This window comes from Cupriavidus sp. WGlv3, from assembly GCF_023952475.1.
In the GTDB taxonomy this organism is placed as follows: Bacteria; Pseudomonadota; Gammaproteobacteria; order Burkholderiales; family Burkholderiaceae; genus Cupriavidus; species Cupriavidus phytorum.
On record NZ_JALHRX010000002.1, the window covers coordinates 52,437 to 71,100 of the forward strand.

At 68.1% G+C, this 18,664-nt stretch carries 17 protein-coding genes; 11 read left to right on the forward strand and 6 right to left on the reverse strand.

Annotated elements, in window-relative coordinates; all coding sequences use genetic code 11:
• Nucleotides 1–72: 72 nt before the first annotated feature.
• Together MKD38_RS03695 and MKD38_RS03700 are read right to left on the reverse strand one after the other, a co-directional pair.
• Nucleotides 73–1,053: a Bug family tripartite tricarboxylate transporter substrate binding protein gene (locus MKD38_RS03695; protein ID WP_252674714.1), complete on the reverse strand. Its 981-nt coding sequence runs from the start codon at nt 1,051–1,053 to the stop codon at nt 73–75.
• 61 nt (nt 1,054–1,114) lie between these two features.
• Nucleotides 1,115–2,692, reverse strand: a complete 1,578-nt coding sequence (locus tag MKD38_RS03700; protein ID WP_252674715.1) for an alkaline phosphatase family protein — start codon at nt 2,690–2,692, stop codon at nt 1,115–1,117.
• 164 nt (nt 2,693–2,856) lie between these two features.
• Between MKD38_RS03700 and MKD38_RS03705 the strand changes: the two genes are divergently transcribed.
• The gene (locus tag MKD38_RS03705) at nt 2,857–3,669 is read left to right on the forward strand and encodes an IclR family transcriptional regulator domain-containing protein (protein WP_252674716.1); all 813 of its coding nucleotides are present in this window, start codon (nt 2,857–2,859) and stop codon (nt 3,667–3,669) included.
• 405 nt (nt 3,670–4,074) lie between these two features.
• On the forward strand, nt 4,075–4,305 hold the full coding sequence (locus MKD38_RS03710) for a DUF1484 family protein (RefSeq protein WP_111516934.1): 231 nt from the start codon (nt 4,075–4,077) through the stop codon (nt 4,303–4,305).
• On the opposite strand, the gene MKD38_RS03715 is transcribed toward MKD38_RS03710, so the two are convergent.
• Both MKD38_RS03715 and MKD38_RS03720 read right to left on the reverse strand, forming a co-directional pair.
• Nucleotides 4,300–6,324, reverse strand: a complete 2,025-nt coding sequence (locus tag MKD38_RS03715; RefSeq protein ID WP_252675320.1) for a sensor histidine kinase — start codon at nt 6,322–6,324, stop codon at nt 4,300–4,302. The two genes, MKD38_RS03710 and MKD38_RS03715, sit on opposite strands and share 6 nt — an antisense overlap.
• 26 nt (nt 6,325–6,350) lie before the next feature.
• Complete coding sequence (locus MKD38_RS03720) at nt 6,351–7,742, reverse strand: sigma-54-dependent transcriptional regulator (protein ID WP_252674717.1); 1,392 nt, start codon at nt 7,740–7,742, stop codon at nt 6,351–6,353.
• A gap of 308 nt (nt 7,743–8,050) precedes the next feature.
• Here MKD38_RS03720 and MKD38_RS03725 point away from each other — a divergent pair, with 308 nt between their 5' ends.
• The 9 genes from MKD38_RS03725 (at nt 8,051) to moaA (ending at nt 16,902) form a co-directional block, all read left to right on the forward strand.
• Nucleotides 8,051–9,487, forward strand: coding sequence for an L-lactate MFS transporter (locus MKD38_RS03725; protein ID WP_252674718.1), 1,437 nt, complete (start codon nt 8,051–8,053; stop codon nt 9,485–9,487).
• Between the two features lie 37 nt (nt 9,488–9,524).
• Entirely contained in the window at nt 9,525–9,647 is a 123-nt protein-coding gene (locus MKD38_RS31000; protein ID WP_256504671.1) for an MFS transporter small subunit, read from the forward strand.
• Nucleotides 9,648–9,956: 309 nt separating this feature from the next.
• Nucleotides 9,957–11,408 (forward strand): cytochrome ubiquinol oxidase subunit I, encoded by a 1,452-nt coding sequence (locus MKD38_RS03730; RefSeq protein ID WP_252674719.1) that lies wholly within the window; start codon nt 9,957–9,959, stop codon nt 11,406–11,408.
• Between the two features lie 13 nt (nt 11,409–11,421).
• Nucleotides 11,422–12,429, forward strand: a complete 1,008-nt coding sequence (gene cydB / locus MKD38_RS03735) for a cytochrome d ubiquinol oxidase subunit II (RefSeq protein WP_252674720.1) — start codon at nt 11,422–11,424, stop codon at nt 12,427–12,429.
• Nucleotides 12,429–12,578, forward strand: coding sequence for a DUF2474 family protein (locus MKD38_RS03740; protein WP_252674721.1), 150 nt, complete (start codon nt 12,429–12,431; stop codon nt 12,576–12,578). The genes cydB and MKD38_RS03740 overlap by 1 nt, the downstream gene beginning before the upstream one ends.
• A gap of 4 nt (nt 12,579–12,582) precedes the next feature.
• On the forward strand, nt 12,583–14,667 hold the full coding sequence (locus MKD38_RS03745; RefSeq protein WP_252674722.1) for an FUSC family protein: 2,085 nt from the start codon (nt 12,583–12,585) through the stop codon (nt 14,665–14,667).
• Nucleotides 14,654–14,866, forward strand: a complete 213-nt coding sequence (locus MKD38_RS03750; protein WP_116328183.1) for a DUF1656 domain-containing protein — start codon at nt 14,654–14,656, stop codon at nt 14,864–14,866. Before MKD38_RS03745 ends, MKD38_RS03750 begins: the two co-directional genes overlap by 14 nt.
• Nucleotides 14,863–15,684, forward strand: a complete 822-nt coding sequence (locus MKD38_RS03755; RefSeq protein WP_252674723.1) for an HlyD family secretion protein — start codon at nt 14,863–14,865, stop codon at nt 15,682–15,684. The genes MKD38_RS03750 and MKD38_RS03755 overlap by 4 nt, the downstream gene beginning before the upstream one ends.
• Before the next feature lie 123 nt (nt 15,685–15,807).
• Nucleotides 15,808–16,902, forward strand: a complete 1,095-nt coding sequence (gene moaA, locus MKD38_RS03760; RefSeq protein ID WP_252674724.1) for a GTP 3',8-cyclase MoaA — start codon at nt 15,808–15,810, stop codon at nt 16,900–16,902.
• Between the two features lie 24 nt (nt 16,903–16,926).
• Here the strand turns inward: moaA and MKD38_RS03765 are convergent, their stop codons facing one another.
• Together MKD38_RS03765 and MKD38_RS03770 are read right to left on the reverse strand one after the other, a co-directional pair.
• The gene (locus MKD38_RS03765; RefSeq protein ID WP_252674725.1) at nt 16,927–17,187 is read right to left on the reverse strand and encodes a helix-turn-helix domain-containing protein; all 261 of its coding nucleotides are present in this window, start codon (nt 17,185–17,187) and stop codon (nt 16,927–16,929) included.
• A gap of 1 nt (nt 17,188) precedes the next feature.
• Nucleotides 17,189–18,634, reverse strand: a complete 1,446-nt coding sequence (locus MKD38_RS03770) for an aminotransferase-like domain-containing protein (protein ID WP_252674726.1) — start codon at nt 18,632–18,634, stop codon at nt 17,189–17,191.
• Between the last annotated feature and the right edge of the window lie 30 nt (nt 18,635–18,664).

Here is an 18,664-nt window from a genome sequence, read left to right on the forward strand (position 1 = left end):
GCTGCCGGTGAATGCCGGTCGTGCGCTTGCGCTTGCGCTTGCGGTTGAGGTTGTCTGTGGCGATGGCCGGGATCAGTCCAGATACACGCCCACCCGGCGAATCACGGCTTGCCACTTGGCGGTGTCGGCTTCAATCTGCCGGGCCAGCGCGGCGGGCTGATCTGGCGCAGGATCGAGATCGTTGGCGAGCAGCTTCGAGCGAACCTCTGGCAGCTTCACGATGCGGCCGATCTCCTCGTTCATGCGGCGCACGATGGCGTCTGGCGTGCCCTTCGGCGCGAGGATCAGCTCACTGAAACTCGCGTTGTAGCCGGCCACGCCGGCCTCGGCCATGGTCGGCACTTGTGGCGCCAGCGCCGAGCGCGTGGAGCCGGACACCGCCAGGCCAACGAGCTTGCCGGCCTTGACCATTGGCGCGACCACCGGCGATGCCAAGTATCCGCACGGCACCTGCCCGGCCAGCACGTCCTGCATCGCGGGCGACGGCCCCTTGTACGGCACATGCGTCATACTGATACCTGCTTGCGCGACGTACATCTCCATCGCCAGATGACCCGGCACGCCGGGGCCGCCGGACGCATAGGTCAACCCGTCCGGCGTGGACCGGGCCTTCTTCGCCAGATCGGCAACGGACTGGATGCCCGACGACGGCACACAGACCAGCATCTGATTGAAGCGCGCCAGCGTAATCACGGGCGTGAGGTCGCCGGGCTTGAAGTTGAGCTTGCGATAGATTGTAGGATTCACCGTGAGGATGGTGTCCGGGCCTTGCAGGAACGTGTAGCCATCGGCCGGCGACTTGGCGACCACGTCGGCGCCGATATTGCCGCCTGCGCCCGGCCGGTTCTCCACCACCACCGGCTGCCTGAGCGACTGGCCGAGCTTGTCGGCAATCAGTCGCGATGCAATGTCTCCAGGCGACCCGGCAGGGAATGCCACGACGATGCGGATTGGCCGGCTGGGCCACCCGGCCTGCGCGGAGGCCGACGGCACGACAGCAAACTGGCAGATGAGCGGGCAGGCAAGGGCCAGCGCCAGGCGTGAAAGCTTCATGTTGTCTCCTGATGGGTTTCGTGATGCCGGACGGCTCTCTGGCGGCCGCTACCGGGTACTGCTACCAGCGGCCGATATGGATGCCGACCTCGTCCTCCTTGCGCGTCCATCCGGCCATGGCGTTATGGCTGATCGTCGGGTGGATACGGCGATTGCGCAGCCAGTCGAACAAGCGTGCCTGGAAGCGTTCGCGCACCGCCGCGTAGGCGGGATCGGCGCCGAGGTCGACGAACTCGTCGGGGTCGTTGCGCAAGTCGAACAACTGCGGACGCAGTCCCTCGAAGTGCACAAACTTCCAGTCGTGGTCGCGCACCATCGTCATGTGACAACCATCCGCCGGACGGCCGATGGGTTCCCGCACGAAATCGCGGAAGGCATAGTCGTTCTCGGAGAACACTGCATCGCGCCACTCGCGTGGCGCCTCGCTGCGCAGCAGCGGCGTGAGCGATCGGCCTTCCACGACGTGGTCGGGAATGGTCAGGCCGTAGGCATCGAGAATGGTCGGCACCAGGTCGATGGCCTCCACCAGCCGCGATTCCACATGCCCGCGCGCGGCGTTTGCGCGGGGGTCGCAGATGATCAGCGGCACCTTGGCCACGCTGTCGTGGAAGAGCTCCTTCTCGCCCAGGTAGTGGTCGCCAAGGTAGTCGCCATGGTCGCTCGAGAAGATGATCATGGTGTCGTCAAAGCGGCCGGTGCGTTCGAGATAATCGAACAGCACGCCAAGTTGATCGTCGAGCTGCTTGATAAGGCCCATGTATGTGGGGATGACCGTATCGCGTACCTCCGCTCGCGAAAAGTTGCGGCTCACCTCGCAGTTGCGAAAGCCCTGCAGCACGGGATGCGCGTGGTCCAGTTCGCTCGGGTGCTGCCTGACTGGCAGCACGTCGTCCGGACCGTACATGGCGTGATACGGCGCGGGCGCCACGTAGGGCCAGTGCGGCTTGATGTAGGAGAGATGCAGCATCCAGGGCTGATCGCCGCTCTGCTCGATGAAATCGATGGCGCGGCGCGTCATGTACGGGGTCTCCGAGTCTTCCTCGCGCACACGGGCGGGCAGCCGGGCGTGGCGCAAGTTCCAGCCAGACAGGATTTCCCCGTTCTCACCGGCGGCGGAGTTGGCATGGTCGTGCCACGGGTTCGCGCCGTCGTAGCCGCGCTCGCGCAGGTAGGCGGTGTACTGGTGGCTCTCGTCGGCAAAGCCCGGCGGCCAGATACCGTCGTCGCGGTCGAACGGCTCGAAACCGCCCTCCGCAACGAGCACGCCTTCAGTACTGCGCGGATCGATACCCAGGCGCCTGATGCCTGCCCGGTCGGCCTCCACGTGCGTCTTGCCCGCTACCGCAACGCGCACGCCGTGCGGCCGCAGGAAGTCGCCCAGCGTCATCTCGCCAACCGGCATCGGCACGAAGTTCCAGACGGCCCCATGGCTCGTCACGTACCGCCCCGTGTAGTAGGACATGCGCGACGGACCGCACACCGGCCCCTGAACGAACGCGTTGGTGAAGCGCACGCCACGGCCGGCGAGGCGATCGATGTTGGGCGTGTGCAGGCGAGGATGGCCATAGCAGGAGAGGTAGTCCCAGCGCAATTGATCACACATGATCCAAAGGACATTGCGTACGTGTTGCGCTTCCATCTCGACGTCTCCTCTTTGCTCTCGTGTTGAAGCGGTCAGACCCGACTGCCCTGCCGCCGCCATGACCAGAACAATATTTCCTGCAGGTGGGCTTCTCAAGCGGCTTCTGCTAAAGTTTCACCCAGTGAAACCAGCGGGCGGCGCGCCCTTGGGGGAGACAAGGAATGTGGGATCCGAAGGTCAAGACGATCGCGGCGCTGGACCGGGGACTGGCCGTGCTCGACCTGGTCCGCAGGACCGGGAGCACCAGCCTGCAGGCGCTGCATGAAGAAACGGGACTGCCGAAGGCGACGCTGCTGCGCATCCTGGTGACGCTGGAGCGCCGGGCCCTGATCTGGCGACGCATCGCCGACGGGCACTACTGTCCCGGCAGCCCGCTGCAGGGGAGCCGACGGCAATCCGAACTCACGGACCGGCTGGCCCAGCTCGCCGCACCGGAACTGGACCGGCTTCAGGCCGAGGTTCTGTGGCCCTCGGATCTTGCGATCCGGCGCGGCAATGCCATGGTGCTCTGCGAGACGAGCCGGGCCGAGTCGTACTTCATGATCCGGCGCGACAACATCGGTTTCCAGGTCAACATGCTCCGCTCCGCGGTGGGACGGGCCTATCTGGCCTTCTGCCCGGAAAAGGAGCGCGAGAAGATCCTGGCGGCCCTGCGCCGCAGCCGCCGGGGCGGTGACGTGATCGCGCGGGACCCGACGTATCTGGCCCGCTCGATCGAGCACACGCAGCGCTGCGGCTACGGCGTGCGCGACCAGGGATTCGGCGGCGACTATGACAAGACGCGTGCCGAGACCAACGACCGGCTGGAGGCGCTGGCCGTACCCATCATGGCGGAGAAGGGACGCGTGTACGGCTGCGTCAATATTGTCTGGATCCAGGGCGTGCGCACGCTCGAACAGATGGTGGCGCAATGCCTGGAGCCGCTACGGCGCACCGCCGACGCGATCGCTCAGAAGATGTCGGCGCGCGAATAGGCGGAACCCGACTGCCCTCGCCACCCATGCCTCCGGCAGTGCCTCCGTCATAGCCATGACCAGGATCGCCCGGCAGACTCAACCGACCTGTGCTTCCCCTTCCCCGCCCCCCAAAGAAAGATTGCGAATCGTCTCATCGCCATCCCCCACCAAAAAGACAAAACTAAGCCCATCACCGAAACAACGGTGATCGGGCGTCACAACCCGTATATCATCAACGGATGGTCGCTCAGGCGACCATCTCTACACGCACGCGCGCGTCGTTCCACTATGGCGGGCCGGGCGGGGCAGCCGTCAGGCTGGCCGGGCTTCGTTGGTGATCCGGTTTGTGACCCCCGCTGTCAGGCCCGCCACCCTCTACCGTTTGCATCAGGCGGGTCTCCCAACCTTCTTAAGGAGAACGCAATGCAAGACAAACCCCATCCCCAGCACGAAACCATCTTCATCGGCATCCCGGCGGAAACCCTCGAATCGCTCGACCGCATCCAGGCCGGCCTGGGCAGCGTCCTGTCACTTTTGGAAGTGGAAAGCGAACGGTCCGAGGGATGCCACGGCGTCCATTGCCTGCTGGCGATGATCAAGATGCAGGTGGATCAGATGGCCGAGGCGTTGCATCCCGAGGCTGAGTCGTTATGACACCCGGCCTTCCGTCTCTGTCCCTGCCGCGGCCCCGTCTTCGTGCAGCCAGACGATAAACTCCGCGCCCTGCCCGACCGTGCTTTCCACGGTAATACGCCCGCCATAGCGCTCGACCAGCGCATAGCTGATGGACAGGCCAAGCCCGGTTCCCATCTGTTTCTTGGTGGTGAAAAACGGATTGAACAGGTTGGGCAGGTCTTCCGCGCGGATGCCGCGGCCGGTGTCGCGCACATGCAATGTCACGCCGTGCTCGTCCCAGTCGCGCGTGGCCAGCGTCAGGGTGCCGCCGTCCGGCATGGCATGGATGGCATTGGTCAGCAGGTTGACGATGACCTGCTGCAGTTCGCTGCGGCTGATGCGCACCCGCCGCGTGGCGGTGAAGGCCAGTTCGACCCGGATGGCCGCGTCCTTCAGCATATGGCGGACCAGGTCGACGCAGCCGCCAGCGACCTCGCCCACGTCCAGGCGCTCGGTATTGCCGGCGTATGCCTCGGGCCGGACAAACTGCAGCAGCCGGTTGGTCAGCAAATAGATGCGCCGCACCTGCTCGTCGATCAGCCGCAATTCATGCCGGACCGGCTCCGCCGCCGCGCCGAGGATGTCGCGGGCGACGTCCAGGTTGCCCTGGATTACCGCGATCGGATTGTTGATCTCGTGAGCCACGCCCGCGGTCAGCTGCCCGGCCAGCGCTAGCTTTTCCGATGTAATCAGCTGCTGCCTGGTTGCGCGCAGCACCGCGTTCGCATCCTCGAGTTCGCGGGTCCGCTCGGCGACCTTGAGGTCGAGCGCGTCGCCCCAGTCCCTGAGTTCGGCGTTGCGCTGCTGCAGGTCCGACAGCAACTGGTCGAACTGGCGGGCCAGCTGGCCCAGTTCGTCCTCGCTGCGCACCGCGCCCACGCGCGCATCATCGTTGCCGGCCTTGAGCGCGCGCATGGTGCCGACCATGCGCGTCATCGGCATGAACACGCGCCTGGCCCACAGCAGCGAGAACAGCGCGCCCGCCACGGCCAGCAGCAGGAACAGGCCCACCAGCACGCCCAGTGCCAGGTTCTTGGCCTGGCTGATGGGCCTGGCCAGGTAGCCGACGTAGAGCATGCCGATGCGCTGGCCGCGGCTGTCGACGATGGGCTCATAGGCGCTCATGTAGCGGTCGTTGACGACGAAGGCCAGGTCCAGCCATTTTTCGCCGCGCAGCAGCACCTGGTCGCGCACCTCGCGCGAGACGCGCGTGCCCAGGGCGCGCTCGCCATGGAACAGCCGCACGTTGGTGGCAATGCGGGTATCGTCCAGGAACAGGGTCGCGGTGCCCTGGCTGCCGCGGGGCAGGGATTCGGGCTGGTAGACCAGGGCGTTGATGGTGTCGATAAAGCCGAGGTTGTGGTTCAGCAGCGTGCCGCCATGCAGGACGGCCACCAGCTTGCCCGCGGCATCGAACACCGGCGCCGCCGCGTGCACCACCATGCCACGGGTCTCGATGGTGCGGTCGGTCGGGGCCGCATTGGCGGTGGCGCGCAGCGTGACCGGGGCGCGCCGGGCAAGGTCGGCGGAGACGGCGGCCAGCTGTGCAGCGGACCAGGCGTCGGTAGCGGCATCAGCGCGGCCAGCCGCAGCGCTAGCCACCACGCGCCAGGCGGCGGCGTCCGTAGCCGCCGCACCAGCCGGCGCAGCGGCAAGCACCCGCCCTTCGGGATCGAGCAATTGCAGGAAGTCGAGGCCGTGCGTACGCCGCGCCTGCGCCAGGATGCCGGGCATGGCGCTGCCGCGGCCAAGCCCGTCCACCAGCGCGTGCGACCGCGCCTCCTGCAGGACCCGGTCCTTCACGCCGCCGACCATGTGCTCGAAATACTCGTGGGCGACCAGCAGGTCGCTGTTGACCTTGTAGGCCAGCAATGCCTGGAAGGTGCGGTTGCCCCACAGCGCCATCAGCAGCAGCAACGCGACCAGCGCCACCAGCAAGGGGGCGATCACGATCGACACCAGCTTGGCGCGCAGCGACGCGCGATAGCGGCGCAGCATCGCCCAGCCGCCCGGGTCGCGCGTGGTCAAGGACGCAGCCCCCACTGCAGGCACTTGCGGTCCAGCGTGCGCCGCGAGATGCCGAGCCGGCGCGCCGCTTCGGCGCGGTTGCCGCCCTCGGACGCAAGTACTTGCAGGATGTGCCGGCGCTCCACCGACTCCAGCAGCACGGCGTCGTCGGCCGGGGCCTGCCCCGTGCCATCGGCGACGGCCGCAGCCGGCTCGCCCGGCTGCGCCAGCAGCTCGACCGGGTACTCGCCCAGGATCAGGGCCCGCTCCACCAGGTTGCGCAACTCGCGCGCATTGCCGGGCCAGTCATAGGCTTCGAGCAGGCGCACCAGCGAGGGCGACAGCGGCACCACCGGCAGGCCCAGCTGGGCGGACAGCTGCTCGGAGAAATGCCCGGCCAGGGGCACGATGTCTTCCGGCCGCGTGCGCAGCGGCGGGATCGCGATCGAGACCACGTCGAGCCGGTAATACAGGTCCTGGCGGAAGCGCCCGGCCGCCACCTCATGGGCCAGGTTGCGGTTGCAAGCCGCGACGATGCGCACGTCCACTACCATCTCGCGCTCGGTGCCGAGCGGGCGGATGCGCCGGTCCTCGATCACGCGCAGCAGCTTGGCCTGCATCGGCAGCGGCAGTTCGGAGATCTCGTCCAGGAACAGCGTGCCGCCGTCGGCATAGAGAAACAGGCCATGGCGCGCGCCGGCGGCGCCGGTGAAGGCGCCGCGGGCATGGCCGAACAGCTCGCTTTCGATCAGCTCCGGCGCCATCGCGCCGCAGTTCAGCGGCACGAACTGGCCCTGCCGTCCGCTCAGGCGGTGCAGCTCGCGCGCCACCACTTCCTTGCCGGTGCCGGACTCGCCCGTGACCAGCACCGTCGACGGCATCGGCGCGACGCGCGCGACCAGCGCCATCACCTTGCGCATGGCCTCGGAGTTGCCGACCACATGCTTGTGGATGGTGTACTGGTCCAGCTCGCGGCGCAGCAGGTAGTTCTCGCGCGCCAGGCGCGCGCGGTCGAAGCAGCGCCGGATCGCGTTGAGCATCTGGTCGACGCGGAACGGCTTGACGATGAAGTCCGCCGCGCCCGAGCGCAACGCCTCGATGGCGGTCTCCATGTCGGCGAAGGCGGTCATCAGGATCACGTCGGCGGGGTTGCCGGCGGCGCGCAGGGCCTTGAGCCATTCCACGCCGCTGGCGCCCGGCAGCGCCACGTCGAGCAAGATCAGGTCGACATGGCGCTGCTCCAGCAGCGCCGCGCCGGCTTCGGCGCTGTCAGCGGTCAGCACGGCATCGACCTTGCCGTCCAGCGCGCGCGACAGGAACGAGCGCATGCCGGCCTCGTCGTCCACCACCAGGATGGTGCGGCGCTGCCAGTTGTCGGTGTCGGCCGCATTGCCTTGTCGTTCGGTCATCACTTTGCTGGTTGCGGGGCGGAAAGACGGAGAGTGGGAGAGTCTAGCGACAGTCGGCACCACCGCTGTATTGGGAATTAAACCGAGCCCGACCCGGCCAACCCGCAGCGGGTGGACATTTTGGCCGGGGCAAGGGGCCGGCGCGCGGACATTTTGTCCATCGCATCGCGCCCGCCAGCGGGCCGTTCGGCGTCATGCGTTGATGGCAAAGGGCCCGGGACTTGGGCACAGGTCTTGCTGGACGACGCGCTCCAGCCCGCCGCTCCCGCGCAACAAGAGGCTGCCACTTCCAGGTAGGAGACAACTTCATGCCATATCCCGCGCAAGCGCAGACGCCCTCGTCCAGCCCACGCATCCCGACGAACACGAGCAGCGCGCGACCCTCGCGCCCCTCCCGCTTTTCCAAGGAGGCCATCATCGCCCGCCCCGGCTTCAACCGCTGGATGGTGCCCCCGGCCGCGCTGGCGGTGCACCTGTGCATCGGCCAGGCCTACGCCTTCTCGGTATTCAACGAGCCGCTGACCCGCATCCTCGGCGTCACGCAATCCGCGCCCGGCGACTGGCAGCTGACCACGCTGGGCTGGGTGTTCTCGCTGGCGATCTTCTTCCTCGGCATCTCGGCCGCGTTTGCCGGCAAGTGGCTGGAGAAGGTCGGACCCCGGCGCACCATGTTCACCGCGGCCTGCTGTTTCGGCGGCGGCTTCGTGGTCTCGGCGCTCGGCATCTGGCTGCACCAGATCTGGCTGCTGTACCTGGGCTACGGCGTGCTGGGCGGCATCGGCCTGGGGCTGGGCTACGTCTCGCCGGTGTCGACGCTGATCCGCTGGTTCCCGGACCGGCGCGGCATGGCCACGGGGATGGCGATCATGGGTTTCGGCGGCGGCGCGATGATCGGCGCGCCGCTGTCGGTGGCGCTGATGAACCATTTCAAGAGCGCCAGCAGCGCTGGCGTGGCGGAGACCTTCCTGGTGATGGGCGTGATCTACTTCGTCTCGATGTCGATCGGTGCGCTCGCGATTCGCATCCCGGCCCCGGGATGGACGCCGCCTGGCTACGTCCCCCCGGCCAGGCCGAGCAAGATGGTGACGCACGCCAACGTGCATATCGACCAGGCCCTGAAGACGCCGCAGTTCTACCTGCTGTGGCTGATCCTGTTCCTCAACATCACGGCCGGCATCGGCGTGCTGGGCCAGGCCGCGGTGATGATCCAGGAAACCTTCAAGGGCACCATCACCGCCGCGGCGGCGGCGGGCTTCGTCGGCCTGCTCAGCATCGGCAACATGACCGGGCGCTTCCTGTGGAGCTCCGCCAGCGACTACTTCGGCCGCAAGCTCACCTACGCCATCTTCTTCGCCTTCGGCGCGGCGCTCTACATGGCGGTGCCGGCGGTGGGCGCGTCCGGCAACGTGGCCCTGTTCGTAGTCTGTTACTTCCTGATCCTGACCATGTATGGCGGTGGCTTCAGCACCATCCCGGCCTACCTGGCGGACATGTTCGGCACCGCCTACGTCGGCGGCATCCATGGCCGCCTGCTGACGGCGTGGGCCGCCGCGGGCATCGCCGGGCCGGCGCTGGTCAACTACATCCGCGAGTACAAGCTCGCGCTCGGGGTGCCAAGGTCGGAGGTCTATGTCGACACCCTGCACATCATGGCGGGCCTGCTGGTGGTGGGCTTCGCGTGCAACCTGCTGATGCGGCCGGTGCATGCGCGGCACCATCTGCGCGAAGCCGCCGGCGCGGCCTGAGCGCGTCGTTCCCTCGACCATCGCACGGAGATACGCCATGCAAGACGATCGCACTTTCGGCAAGACCCTGCTGTTGTTTGCGTTCTGGGCTTATGTATTGATTCCGCTCGGCACCGGCATCTGGTCCACGCTGGGCAAGGCGTTGGCGCTGTTCAGCTGAGCGCGTTTGCCATTGCTGATTGAGTACTCCCTCTCCCTCTGGGAGAGGTTCGGGGTGAGGGCGGGCGTCGCAACGAAGTCGACGCGTTGGCATAGCGACGTCCTGCCCTCTCCCCCGCCCCTCTCCCGCAAGCGGGAGAGGGGAGAAAACAGCTGTGAGTCGAGGGCACCAAGGCCCTGCCTGAACAACTGAGCTTGCCCACATCCCCAAAAACTGTATCCCTGCCAGCCACGCTGTAGTCCCTACCCTTGTCCGTAGTGTCGCGCGACATGCCGTCGTGCCGGCGGCAACCCCACGGAGAGCACATCGATGCACGGACTCACAGCGCTGGACCTCGCCAGGATCCAGTTCGGATTCACGGTTTCCTTTCATATCCTGTTTCCCGCCATCACCATCGGGCTGGCGTGTTTCCTGGCCTTCCTGGAAGCGCGCTGGCTCTATACCAAAGACCCGGTCTACCGCACCCTGTACCAGTTCTGGATCAAGATCTTCGCGCTGAACTTCGGCATGGGCGTCGTTTCCGGACTGGTCATGGCCTATGAGTTCGGCACCAACTGGTCCGGCTTCTCGCAGTTCGCCGGCAGCATCACCGGCCCGCTGCTGACCTACGAGGTGCTGACCGCGTTCTTCCTGGAAGCGGGCTTCCTCGGCGTGATGCTGTTCGGCTGGAACCGCGTCGGGCCCGGGCTGCACTTCTTTTCGACAGTGATGGTGGCGCTGGGCACGCTGATCTCGTCGACCTGGATCCTGGCCTCCAACAGCTGGATGCATACGCCCGCCGGCTATGCCATCGTCGCCGGCAAGGTGGTGCCGACCGACTGGCTCGAGGTGATCTTCAACCCGTCGTTCCCTTACCGCCTCGCGCACATGGTGATTGCGGCGCTGCTGTCGTCGGCGCTGTTCGTGGCGGCGGCATCGGCCTGGCAATTGCTGCATGGCCGTGCCGTGCCCGCCGCGCGCAAGATGCTGTCGATGGCGCTGTGGATGGTGCTGGCGGCCGCGCCGCTGCAGGCGGTGGTGGGCGACGCGCACGGGCTGAACACGCTGGCGCACCAGCCCGCCAAGATCGCGGCGATGGAAGGCCACTGGAACACCGCGCCCAGCGGCGACAAGGGCGGCTTCCCGCTGATCGTCTTCGGCATTCCCGACATGGAGCGCGAAGAGACCCGCTACGCCATCGAGATCCCGCGCCTGGGCAGCCTGATCCTGACGCACAGCCTGGACGGCCAGATCCGCGGGCTCAAGGATTTCCCGAAGGAAGACCGTCCCAACGCCACCGTGGTGTTCTTCACCTTCCGCGCCATGGTTGGCCTGGGCGTGGCGATGATCCTGTTCGGCCTGCTCGGCTGGATCCTGCGCCGCAACGGCGCCGTGTACCGCTCGCGCGCATTCCTGCGGCTGGCGGTGGCGATGGGGCCGACCGGCCTGATCGCATTGCTGGCGGGCTGGATGACCACGGAGATCGGGCGGCAGCCCTGGGTGGTCTATGGGCTGCTGCGCACCCACGATGCAGTCTCCGCACACCAAGCGGGGCCGGTGGCGCTGTCGCTGGCGCTGTTCGTGGTGGTCTATTTCGTCTGCTTCGGCGTCGGCATCCGCTACATGCTGAAGCTGGCCAGCGCCGGCCCCGCGCCGGACACGCACGCGCACCCGCATCCAGACGACAGGCCGTCCTACGGCCCCGGCAGCGTCTTTCCCGCCGCCCTGGCCGCCGCCTCCACTCCCAACGCGATGGCCCCGCACGGCCGCCGCGAATCCTGAACAGGGGATCGACATGGGTATCAACCTTCCCGTTATCTGGGCCGCCCTGATCTTCTTCGGCGTGATGATGTACGTGATCATGGACGGATTCGACCTCGGCATCGGCATCCTCTTCCCCTTCGTCGGCGACCGCCATGACCGCGACGTGATGATGAATACCGTCGCGCCGGTGTGGGACGGCAATGAAACCTGGCTGGTGCTGGGCGGGGCCGCGCTGCTGGGCGCCTTCCCGCTGGCGTATTCGGTGCTGCTCAGCGCCTTCTACCTGCCGCTGGTGTTCATGCTGCTGGGGCTGATCTTTCGCGGCGTCGCCTTCGAATTCCGCTTCAAGGCCAGCGACCGCAGCCGCCCGTACTGGGATGCCGCGTTCACCTGGGGCTCGGTGGTCGCCGCCTTCTTCCAGGGCGTGACGCTGGGCGCCTATATCGACGGCATCGCCATGGACGGCACCACCTTCAGCGGCGGCGCGCTCGACTGGCTCGCGCCGTTCCCGCTGTTCTGCGGCGTTGGCGTGGTGATCACTTACGCGTTCCTCGGCGTGACCTGGCTCATCATGAAGACCGAAGGGCGGCTGCAGTGGACCATGCTGCGCGTGACCAACGTACTGACCGGCGTGATGCTGGCGATGGTGGGCGCGGTCAGCATCTGGACGCCGCTGACCCACCCGGAGATCGCGCAGCGCTGGTTTGCGCTGCCCAACCTGCTGTTCTTCCTGCCGGTGCCGCTGCTGGTGCTGGGCTCGGCCTGGGGCATCTACCGGTCGCTGCGCCGCCAGCCCAATGTGGCGCCGTTCCTGTATGCGCTGCTGATGGTCTTCATGGGCTATACCGGGCTGGCGATCAGCATCTGGCCCAACATCATCCCGCCGTCGGTCTCGATCTTCGACGCCTCGTCGCCGCCGCAAAGCCAGGGCTTCGCACTGGTCGGCACGCTCTTCATCGTGCCCATCATCCTGGCCTACACCTCGTGGTCGTACTACGTGTTTCGCGGCAAGGTCCGGCGTGGCGAGGGGTACCACTGATGGCCAGGACTGCGCACAAGAAGCTTAGCGCACCGCTGGCGGCGCGCCTCGGCTGGCTGCTGGCGCTGTGGCTGGCCGGGGTCGGCACGGTGTTCGCCTGCGCCAGCCTGATGAAGCTGCTGATGCGCGCCGTCGGCCTCGCGCACTGACGCCATGCCTGCTTCCAGCCCGCTGTCACGCGCCCTCGCGCGCCCGCATCCGGCCCGCATCGCCGCCGCATTCGCGGCAGCATGGGCGCGCGTGCCGGACCTTGCGCCCTGGCTGCACTCGCTCAAGGTATTCGGCGCGGCGATGCTGGCGCTCGGCACGGCGCTGGCGCTGGGCCTGCTGCGGCCCTACTGGGCCATGGCGACGGTCTACCTGGTGTCCAGCCCGCTCGCCGGCGCGACGCATGCCAAGGGCACCTACCGCGTCATCGGCACGCTGCTTGGGGCCATCGGCGCGGTGGCGCTGGTGCCGGGGCTGGTCGACCAGCCCGTGCTGCTGATGGCGGCGATTGCCTGCTGGACCGGCACCCTGCTCTACCTGTCCCTGCTGGAGCCGGCCCCGCGCAACTACATCTGCCTGCTGGCCGCCTATACGCTGCCGATCGTGGCGCTGCCGACCGTGACGCATCCGGGCACGGTGTTCGACGTCGCGCTCACGCGCATCGAGGAGATCGTGATCGGCATCGTCTGCGCCAGCTTGGTCAGCGCGGTGGTGTTCCCATCGCGCACGGCGCCGGCGCTGGCCGCGCGTGCGGCAGCATGGATGGAGCACGCCTCGCGCTGGACCACCGACATGCTGGCCGGCGGCGCCAGCGCGGGGCAACGCCACGACAGCTTCAGCACGCTCGCCGCCGATATCCTCGCGCTGGAAACCCAGATCGCCCAGCTCGCCTATGAATCCGGCAACGCGCACACGCTGCGACGCGCACGCGCGCTTCACCAGCGCATGACCGCACTGCTGCCGCTGGTGCTGGCGCTGGCCGATGCCACAGACGCGCTGCGCTGCCTTCGTGCCGGCATGCCGGACCAGGTCGCGCAGCGCCTGGGCGCCATGCTGGCCTGGATCGCCGGTGCGGCCGGCGCGTCCCGCCCGGCGCCGTCGTGGTACCCGGCGGGCACGGCACCGGCCGCGCCCGCCGACTGGCACGCGCGGCTGGTCGCGGCCACCTGTGTCTACCTCGACGAACTGGGCGACCTCTGGCAGGACTGCCGCCTGCTGGGGGCCAGCCTGCGCCAGGGCGGCAGCGAGCCCGCGGCGCTGCGCTACCGCGTGGAGCCGGCCGGCCAGGCACGGCACCATGACCACGCACAGCTATGGTTCCGCGCCGCCACGGCGGGATCGGCGACGCTGGTGGCCGGCCTGCTGTGGATAGCATCGGGATGGGTGGACGGCGCGGTGCCGGTCGGCCTGGCGGCGCTGGCCAGCTGCTTTATCGCCTGCACGCCCGAGCCGCGGCTGGTGGCCGGCCGCGTGATCACGTGGAGCGTGGCCTGCGCGCTGCTGTCCTGGTACTACCAGTTCGTGGTGCTGCAACTGGCCCATGACTTCGGCTCGCTCGCCGCGCTGCTGTTCGGGCCTTACCTGGTGATCGGCGCGATGACCACGCAGCCGCGCTTCGCGCTGTTCGGCGTGCTGCTGGCCGTGACCGCGGCGTCGTTCCCGGGGCCGCAGGATCTGGGGCCGGCGAGTTTTGCCGGCGCCTTTAACAGCAGCCTGGCCAGCCTGGCGGCACTGGTGTTCGCCGCGCTGTGGGCGGTGCTGATGCAGCCGTTTGGCCAGCAGCTGGTGGCATACCGGCTGGCGCGCGCCAACTGGAACGAGATCGCGCTGGCCGCCCATCCGCGCGCCCCGGTCAACAGCGCGCGGCTGCGTGGCCGCCTGCTGGACCGGCTGCTGCGCCAGTGGCCGCCGCTGACGCGCCGCAACCATGCCAGCCATGAGCAGGCCGCCAATGCCCTTGCCGATTTCCTGGTCGAAGTTGCCGTGCTGGCGCTGCGGCGCGCCACCGATCGTGCCACCGACCGCGCAGTCGTCCGCGTGCTTGCCGGGGTCGCGCTGCACTACCGCCGCTGCGCGCGTGCCGGCCATGCCATCCCGCCGGCGCCGGCGCTGGCTGCGCAGATCGACGCGGCCTTCGCGGCGCTGGCCACGTCCGCGCATGGCAGCTCGCGCGCTGCGCTGGCGGCGCTGGCCACGCTGCGCCTTGCCCTCTATCCCCATGACGAGGACAGACGCCATGCACGCCACTGAATTCGACCTGTATGGCGTGTTCGTGCCCGCCACCGTGGTGTGGATGCTGGCCGCATTCGCGGTCACCGCCGGGGTGCGCGCGGTGCTGGTCCGGATCGGCTTCTACCGTATCGTGTGGCACCGGTCCTTGTTCAACCTCTCGCTGTACATCCTTATATTGGGCGCCATCGTCGCGCTCGTCTGGCAGGACCCATCATGATTCGCAAGCTCTCGCTGCTCGCCCCGGTTGCGGTGACCCTGGCCGCGGTCTGCGCCGCGGCGCTGACCGCCTGTCACCTGTGGCAGTACTACACCGCGGCGCCATGGACCCGCGACGGCCACGTGCGCGCCGCGGTAATCCAGGTCGCGCCCGATGTCTCTGGCCCGGTCACCGCCGTGCTGATCGGCGACAACGCCCGCGTGCAACGCGGCCAGGTGCTGTTCGAGGTGGACCCCGAGCGCTTCCGCCTGCGCCTGAAACAGGCGCAGGCCGAGGCCGCTTCGGCGCGCGCGGCGCTGGCGTTGGCCAGTCGGCAGCCCAATGCGGCCGCTGTGGCTGCCGCACATGCGCGCCTCGACCAGGCCGAGGCCGCAGTCGACGCGGCATCTCTGGACCTGGCGCGCTGCCGCGTCACCAGCCCGGTCGACGGCCAGATCAGCGACCGCCTGCCGCGCGCAGGCGACTTCGCCACCCGCGGCAAGCCAGCGTTGTCGGTAGTGGCGAGCGGCTCGCAGTACGTCGAGGGCTATTTCGAGGAAACCAAGCTGCCCGCGATCCGCATCGGCAGCGCCGCCGAAGTGCACATCATGGGCCAGCACGCGCCGCTGCACGGGCATGTGCAGAGCATTGCGCCCGGCATCGAGGACCAGGACCGCGCGCTCGGGCCGAACCTGCTGCCGAGCGTCAACCCGACCTTTAACTGGGTGCGGCTGGCGCAGCGCATACCGGTGCGGATCGCGCTGGATCCCGTGCCGGACGGCGTCCAGCTGATTGCGGGCCAGACCGCCACGGTACGCATCCGCGAGTCGCGCCACTGACGCGCCCGCGCCGGGCGCACTGTGCTGCTTGCGCACTAGCCGTTTTGTACGTCTGCGGCGCAGTCACCCGCGCCTACGATGGACGGCATCCCCCCAAACTCCATCGCCCCACGGAGGTTCATCATGCAAGCAGCGCTTGTGCAAGCCTTGCCGGCCAGCGCGCCGGAGCCAACGGCGTCCGCCGTGCTGGACCAGCTCGGCCGCCCGCTGCGCGACCTGCGCCTGTCGGTGATCGACCAGTGCAATTTCCGCTGCACCTACTGCATGCCCAAGTCGCGCTTCGGCCGCGACTATCCGTTCCTCACGCCCGCGCAACGCCTCTCCGACGACGAACTGCTGCGCATCGCGCGCGCCTTTGTCGGCCTGGGCGTCGAGAAGGTGCGCCTGACCGGCGGCGAGCCGCTGCTGCGCAAGGGCATCGAGTCGCTGGTCGAACGGATTGCCGCGATGCGCACGCGGGAGGGGAAGCCGGTGGAAGTGGCGATGACCACCAACGGCAGCCTGCTGGCGCGCAAGGCCCGCGCACTGCGCGACGCCGGGCTGGGCCGGGTCACGGTCAGCCTCGACAGCCTGGACGACGGCATCTTCCGCGCCATGAACGATGTGGAGGTTCCGGTCGGCCGCGTGCTGGAGGGCATCGAGGCAGCCCGGGCCGCCGGCCTGGCCCCGGTCAAGGTCAACTGCGTGGTCGAGCGCGGCACCAATGACGGCCAGGTGCTGCCGCTGGTCGAACACTTCCGCGGCAGCGGCGTCACGCTGCGCTTTATCGAGTATATGGACGTGGAAGGGCCCAGCGGCTGGTCGCAGGGGCGGGTAGTGCCGTCGGAGGAACTGCGCGGCATGATCGAGCGCGCGCATGCGCTGCTGCCGCTCGCCAGGCGCGCCGGCGAGACCGCCAGCAATTTCATGCTGGCCGATGGCAGCCTGAAGCTGGGCTTTATCTCCAGCGTGTCGCAGCCGTTCTGCGGCGACTGCACCCGCGCCCGCGTGTCGGTCGATGGCCGGCTGCACCTGTGCCTGTTTGCCACCCGGTCGGTCGACCTGCGCCAGCACCTGGGCGCCGCGTGCCCGCAGCAAGACCTGGCACAGGCGATCCGGCAGGCATGGCAGGCGCGCGGCGACCGTTACTCGGAGCTGCGCAACGGATTACGCGCGCAAAGGCTCGCCAGTGGCAAGCACCAATATCCCACGGTGCGCATGTCGCTGGTCGGGGGCTGAGGCGCGGGCCCGGCGCCGGCTATGTCATGTTTCGGGAAAGACCTGCGCGGCAAGCTCCGCGCCGGCCTCGGTCAGGCGCGCATGGCCGCGCCCGGCTTCGTCGATCGACATGTCGGCCAGTCCGGCCGCCTGCAACTGCGTCAGCACGCGCCGCAGCACGCTCATCGGCAGGCCGCAACGCTTGGCGATCCTGGCCAGCGACCAGAGGCCGCCGCCCGCGCGGCCGGCCTGGCACAGCACCTGGAGCACCGCGACGATGGCGGGATCGATGTCGGCGTCTTGCATGCTAGCGTCCTTCCTCGCTCTGTTCCCGGCTGCGCGCCAGCAGGTGCTGCGCGATCTTGCCCAGCGTCTGCACGGCGGATTCGATGCCCGGCGACCATTCGCCGCTGTAGTTCAGCCGGATGCAGTGGCGATAGGTCGCGCCCGGCGCAAACATATGCCCCGGCGCCACGGTGATGCGATGCTCCAGCGCGGCGTGATACATCTCCATCGCGTCGATGCCCGCGGGCAGCTGCACCCATAGCACGTAGCCCCCCGCCGGTTCCGAGGTGGTGGTGCCATCCGGGAAGAAGCGGCGCACCGTGGCCGCCATGATGCTGGCCTGCTGCGCATAGGCCTTGCGCACGCGCCGCAGGTGGAAATCGTAGCCGTCGTTCTTCAGGAACTCGGCGATCGCCAGTTGCGGAATCGCCGGCGTGGTCAGCGTATTGAGGAACTTGAGCCGTTCCACGGCCTCGCGGTAGCGTCCCGGCAGCGCCCAGCCGATGCGGTAGGCATTGGTCAGGGTCTTGGAGAACGACGAACAATGCAGCACGATGCCGGCCTCGTCATAGGCCTTCAATGAACTGGGATGGGCCTCGCCGTAATAGAGTTCGCCGTAGACGTCGTTCTCGATGACCGGTATGTCCTTCGCGCTCAGCATCGCCACCAGCGCGCGCTTGTTGTCGTCGGGCATCTGGAAGCCGAGCGGATTCTGGAAGTTTGGCATCACCATGCAGGCGGCCACGCCCTTTTCGTCGATCAGCCGCGCCAGGGCATCGATGTCGATGCCCGCGGCGGGATCGGTCGCCACCTCGATGGCGCGCATGCCCAGCCGTTCGATGGCGTGCAGCATGGCGTAGTAGGTCGGCGACTCCACCGCGATGGTATCGCCCGGTTTGGCCACCGCCTGCAGGCACAGGTTGATTGCCTCGGTCGCGCCGATGGTGACGATGACCTCGTTCGGGTCGATGGCGTAGCCATTTTCGAGATAGCGGCGCGTGATCTGGCGGATCAGCTCGGGGCTGCCGGGCGGCAGGTCGTCCAGCATGGTCCACCTGGCATAGCGGCGCGCGATATTGTTGGCGTACTGATTGATGCGCTGCCACGGGAACAGCGCGGGATCCGGATAGGGAGAGCCCAGCGGCACGGCCTCGTCCGAGCGGATCGAGCGCAGCGTCGACAGCACCAGCGCGCTGACATCCACCGCCGACGGCCTGGCGCTGGGCCGCGACGGGCGCAGCGCGGCCACCGGCTCGCCCGTCCGTGCGCGCACGAAGTAGCCGGACTGCGGCCGGCTTTCGATGATGCCGCGGCTCTCCAGCAGCACGTAGGCGCGGATCACGGTGGTGATGCTCATGCGGTGGTGCTGGCTGGTCTGCCGCACCGACGGAATGCGCTCGCCGGGCAGCAGCACGCCCTGTTGCACCAGGGCCTCGATATCCGCAGCCAGCTTTTCATAGAGTTTCACGCCGCGCTCCCCTTGCTTGCCGTTGCCAGC

What these genes read in the sequence shown, in the direction of transcription:
- MKD38_RS03695 (WP_252674714.1), bottom strand. Translation starts at nt 1,053, where the DNA reads ATGAAGCTTTCACGCCTGGCGCTGGCCCTTGCCTGCCCGCTCATCTGC.
- MKD38_RS03700 (WP_252674715.1), bottom strand. Translation starts at nt 2,692, where the DNA reads ATGGAAGCGCAACACGTACGCAATGTCCTTTGGATCATGTGTGATCAA.
- MKD38_RS03705 (WP_252674716.1), top strand. Translation starts at nt 2,857, where the DNA reads ATGTGGGATCCGAAGGTCAAGACGATCGCGGCGCTGGACCGGGGACTG.
- MKD38_RS03710 (WP_111516934.1), top strand. Translation starts at nt 4,075, where the DNA reads ATGCAAGACAAACCCCATCCCCAGCACGAAACCATCTTCATCGGCATC.
- MKD38_RS03715 (WP_252675320.1), bottom strand. Translation starts at nt 6,324, where the DNA reads ATGCTGCGCCGCTATCGCGCGTCGCTGCGCGCCAAGCTGGTGTCGATC.
- MKD38_RS03720 (WP_252674717.1), bottom strand. Translation starts at nt 7,742, where the DNA reads ATGACCGAACGACAAGGCAATGCGGCCGACACCGACAACTGGCAGCGC.
- MKD38_RS03725 (WP_252674718.1), top strand. Translation starts at nt 8,051, where the DNA reads ATGCCATATCCCGCGCAAGCGCAGACGCCCTCGTCCAGCCCACGCATC.
- MKD38_RS31000 (WP_256504671.1), top strand. Translation starts at nt 9,525, where the DNA reads ATGCAAGACGATCGCACTTTCGGCAAGACCCTGCTGTTGTTTGCGTTC.
- MKD38_RS03730 (WP_252674719.1), top strand. Translation starts at nt 9,957, where the DNA reads ATGCACGGACTCACAGCGCTGGACCTCGCCAGGATCCAGTTCGGATTC.
- cydB (WP_252674720.1), top strand. Translation starts at nt 11,422, where the DNA reads ATGGGTATCAACCTTCCCGTTATCTGGGCCGCCCTGATCTTCTTCGGC.
- MKD38_RS03740 (WP_252674721.1), top strand. Translation starts at nt 12,429, where the DNA reads ATGGCCAGGACTGCGCACAAGAAGCTTAGCGCACCGCTGGCGGCGCGC.
- MKD38_RS03745 (WP_252674722.1), top strand. Translation starts at nt 12,583, where the DNA reads ATGCCTGCTTCCAGCCCGCTGTCACGCGCCCTCGCGCGCCCGCATCCG.
- MKD38_RS03750 (WP_116328183.1), top strand. Translation starts at nt 14,654, where the DNA reads ATGCACGCCACTGAATTCGACCTGTATGGCGTGTTCGTGCCCGCCACC.
- MKD38_RS03755 (WP_252674723.1), top strand. Translation starts at nt 14,863, where the DNA reads ATGATTCGCAAGCTCTCGCTGCTCGCCCCGGTTGCGGTGACCCTGGCC.
- moaA (WP_252674724.1), top strand. Translation starts at nt 15,808, where the DNA reads ATGCAAGCAGCGCTTGTGCAAGCCTTGCCGGCCAGCGCGCCGGAGCCA.
- MKD38_RS03765 (WP_252674725.1), bottom strand. Translation starts at nt 17,187, where the DNA reads ATGCAAGACGCCGACATCGATCCCGCCATCGTCGCGGTGCTCCAGGTG.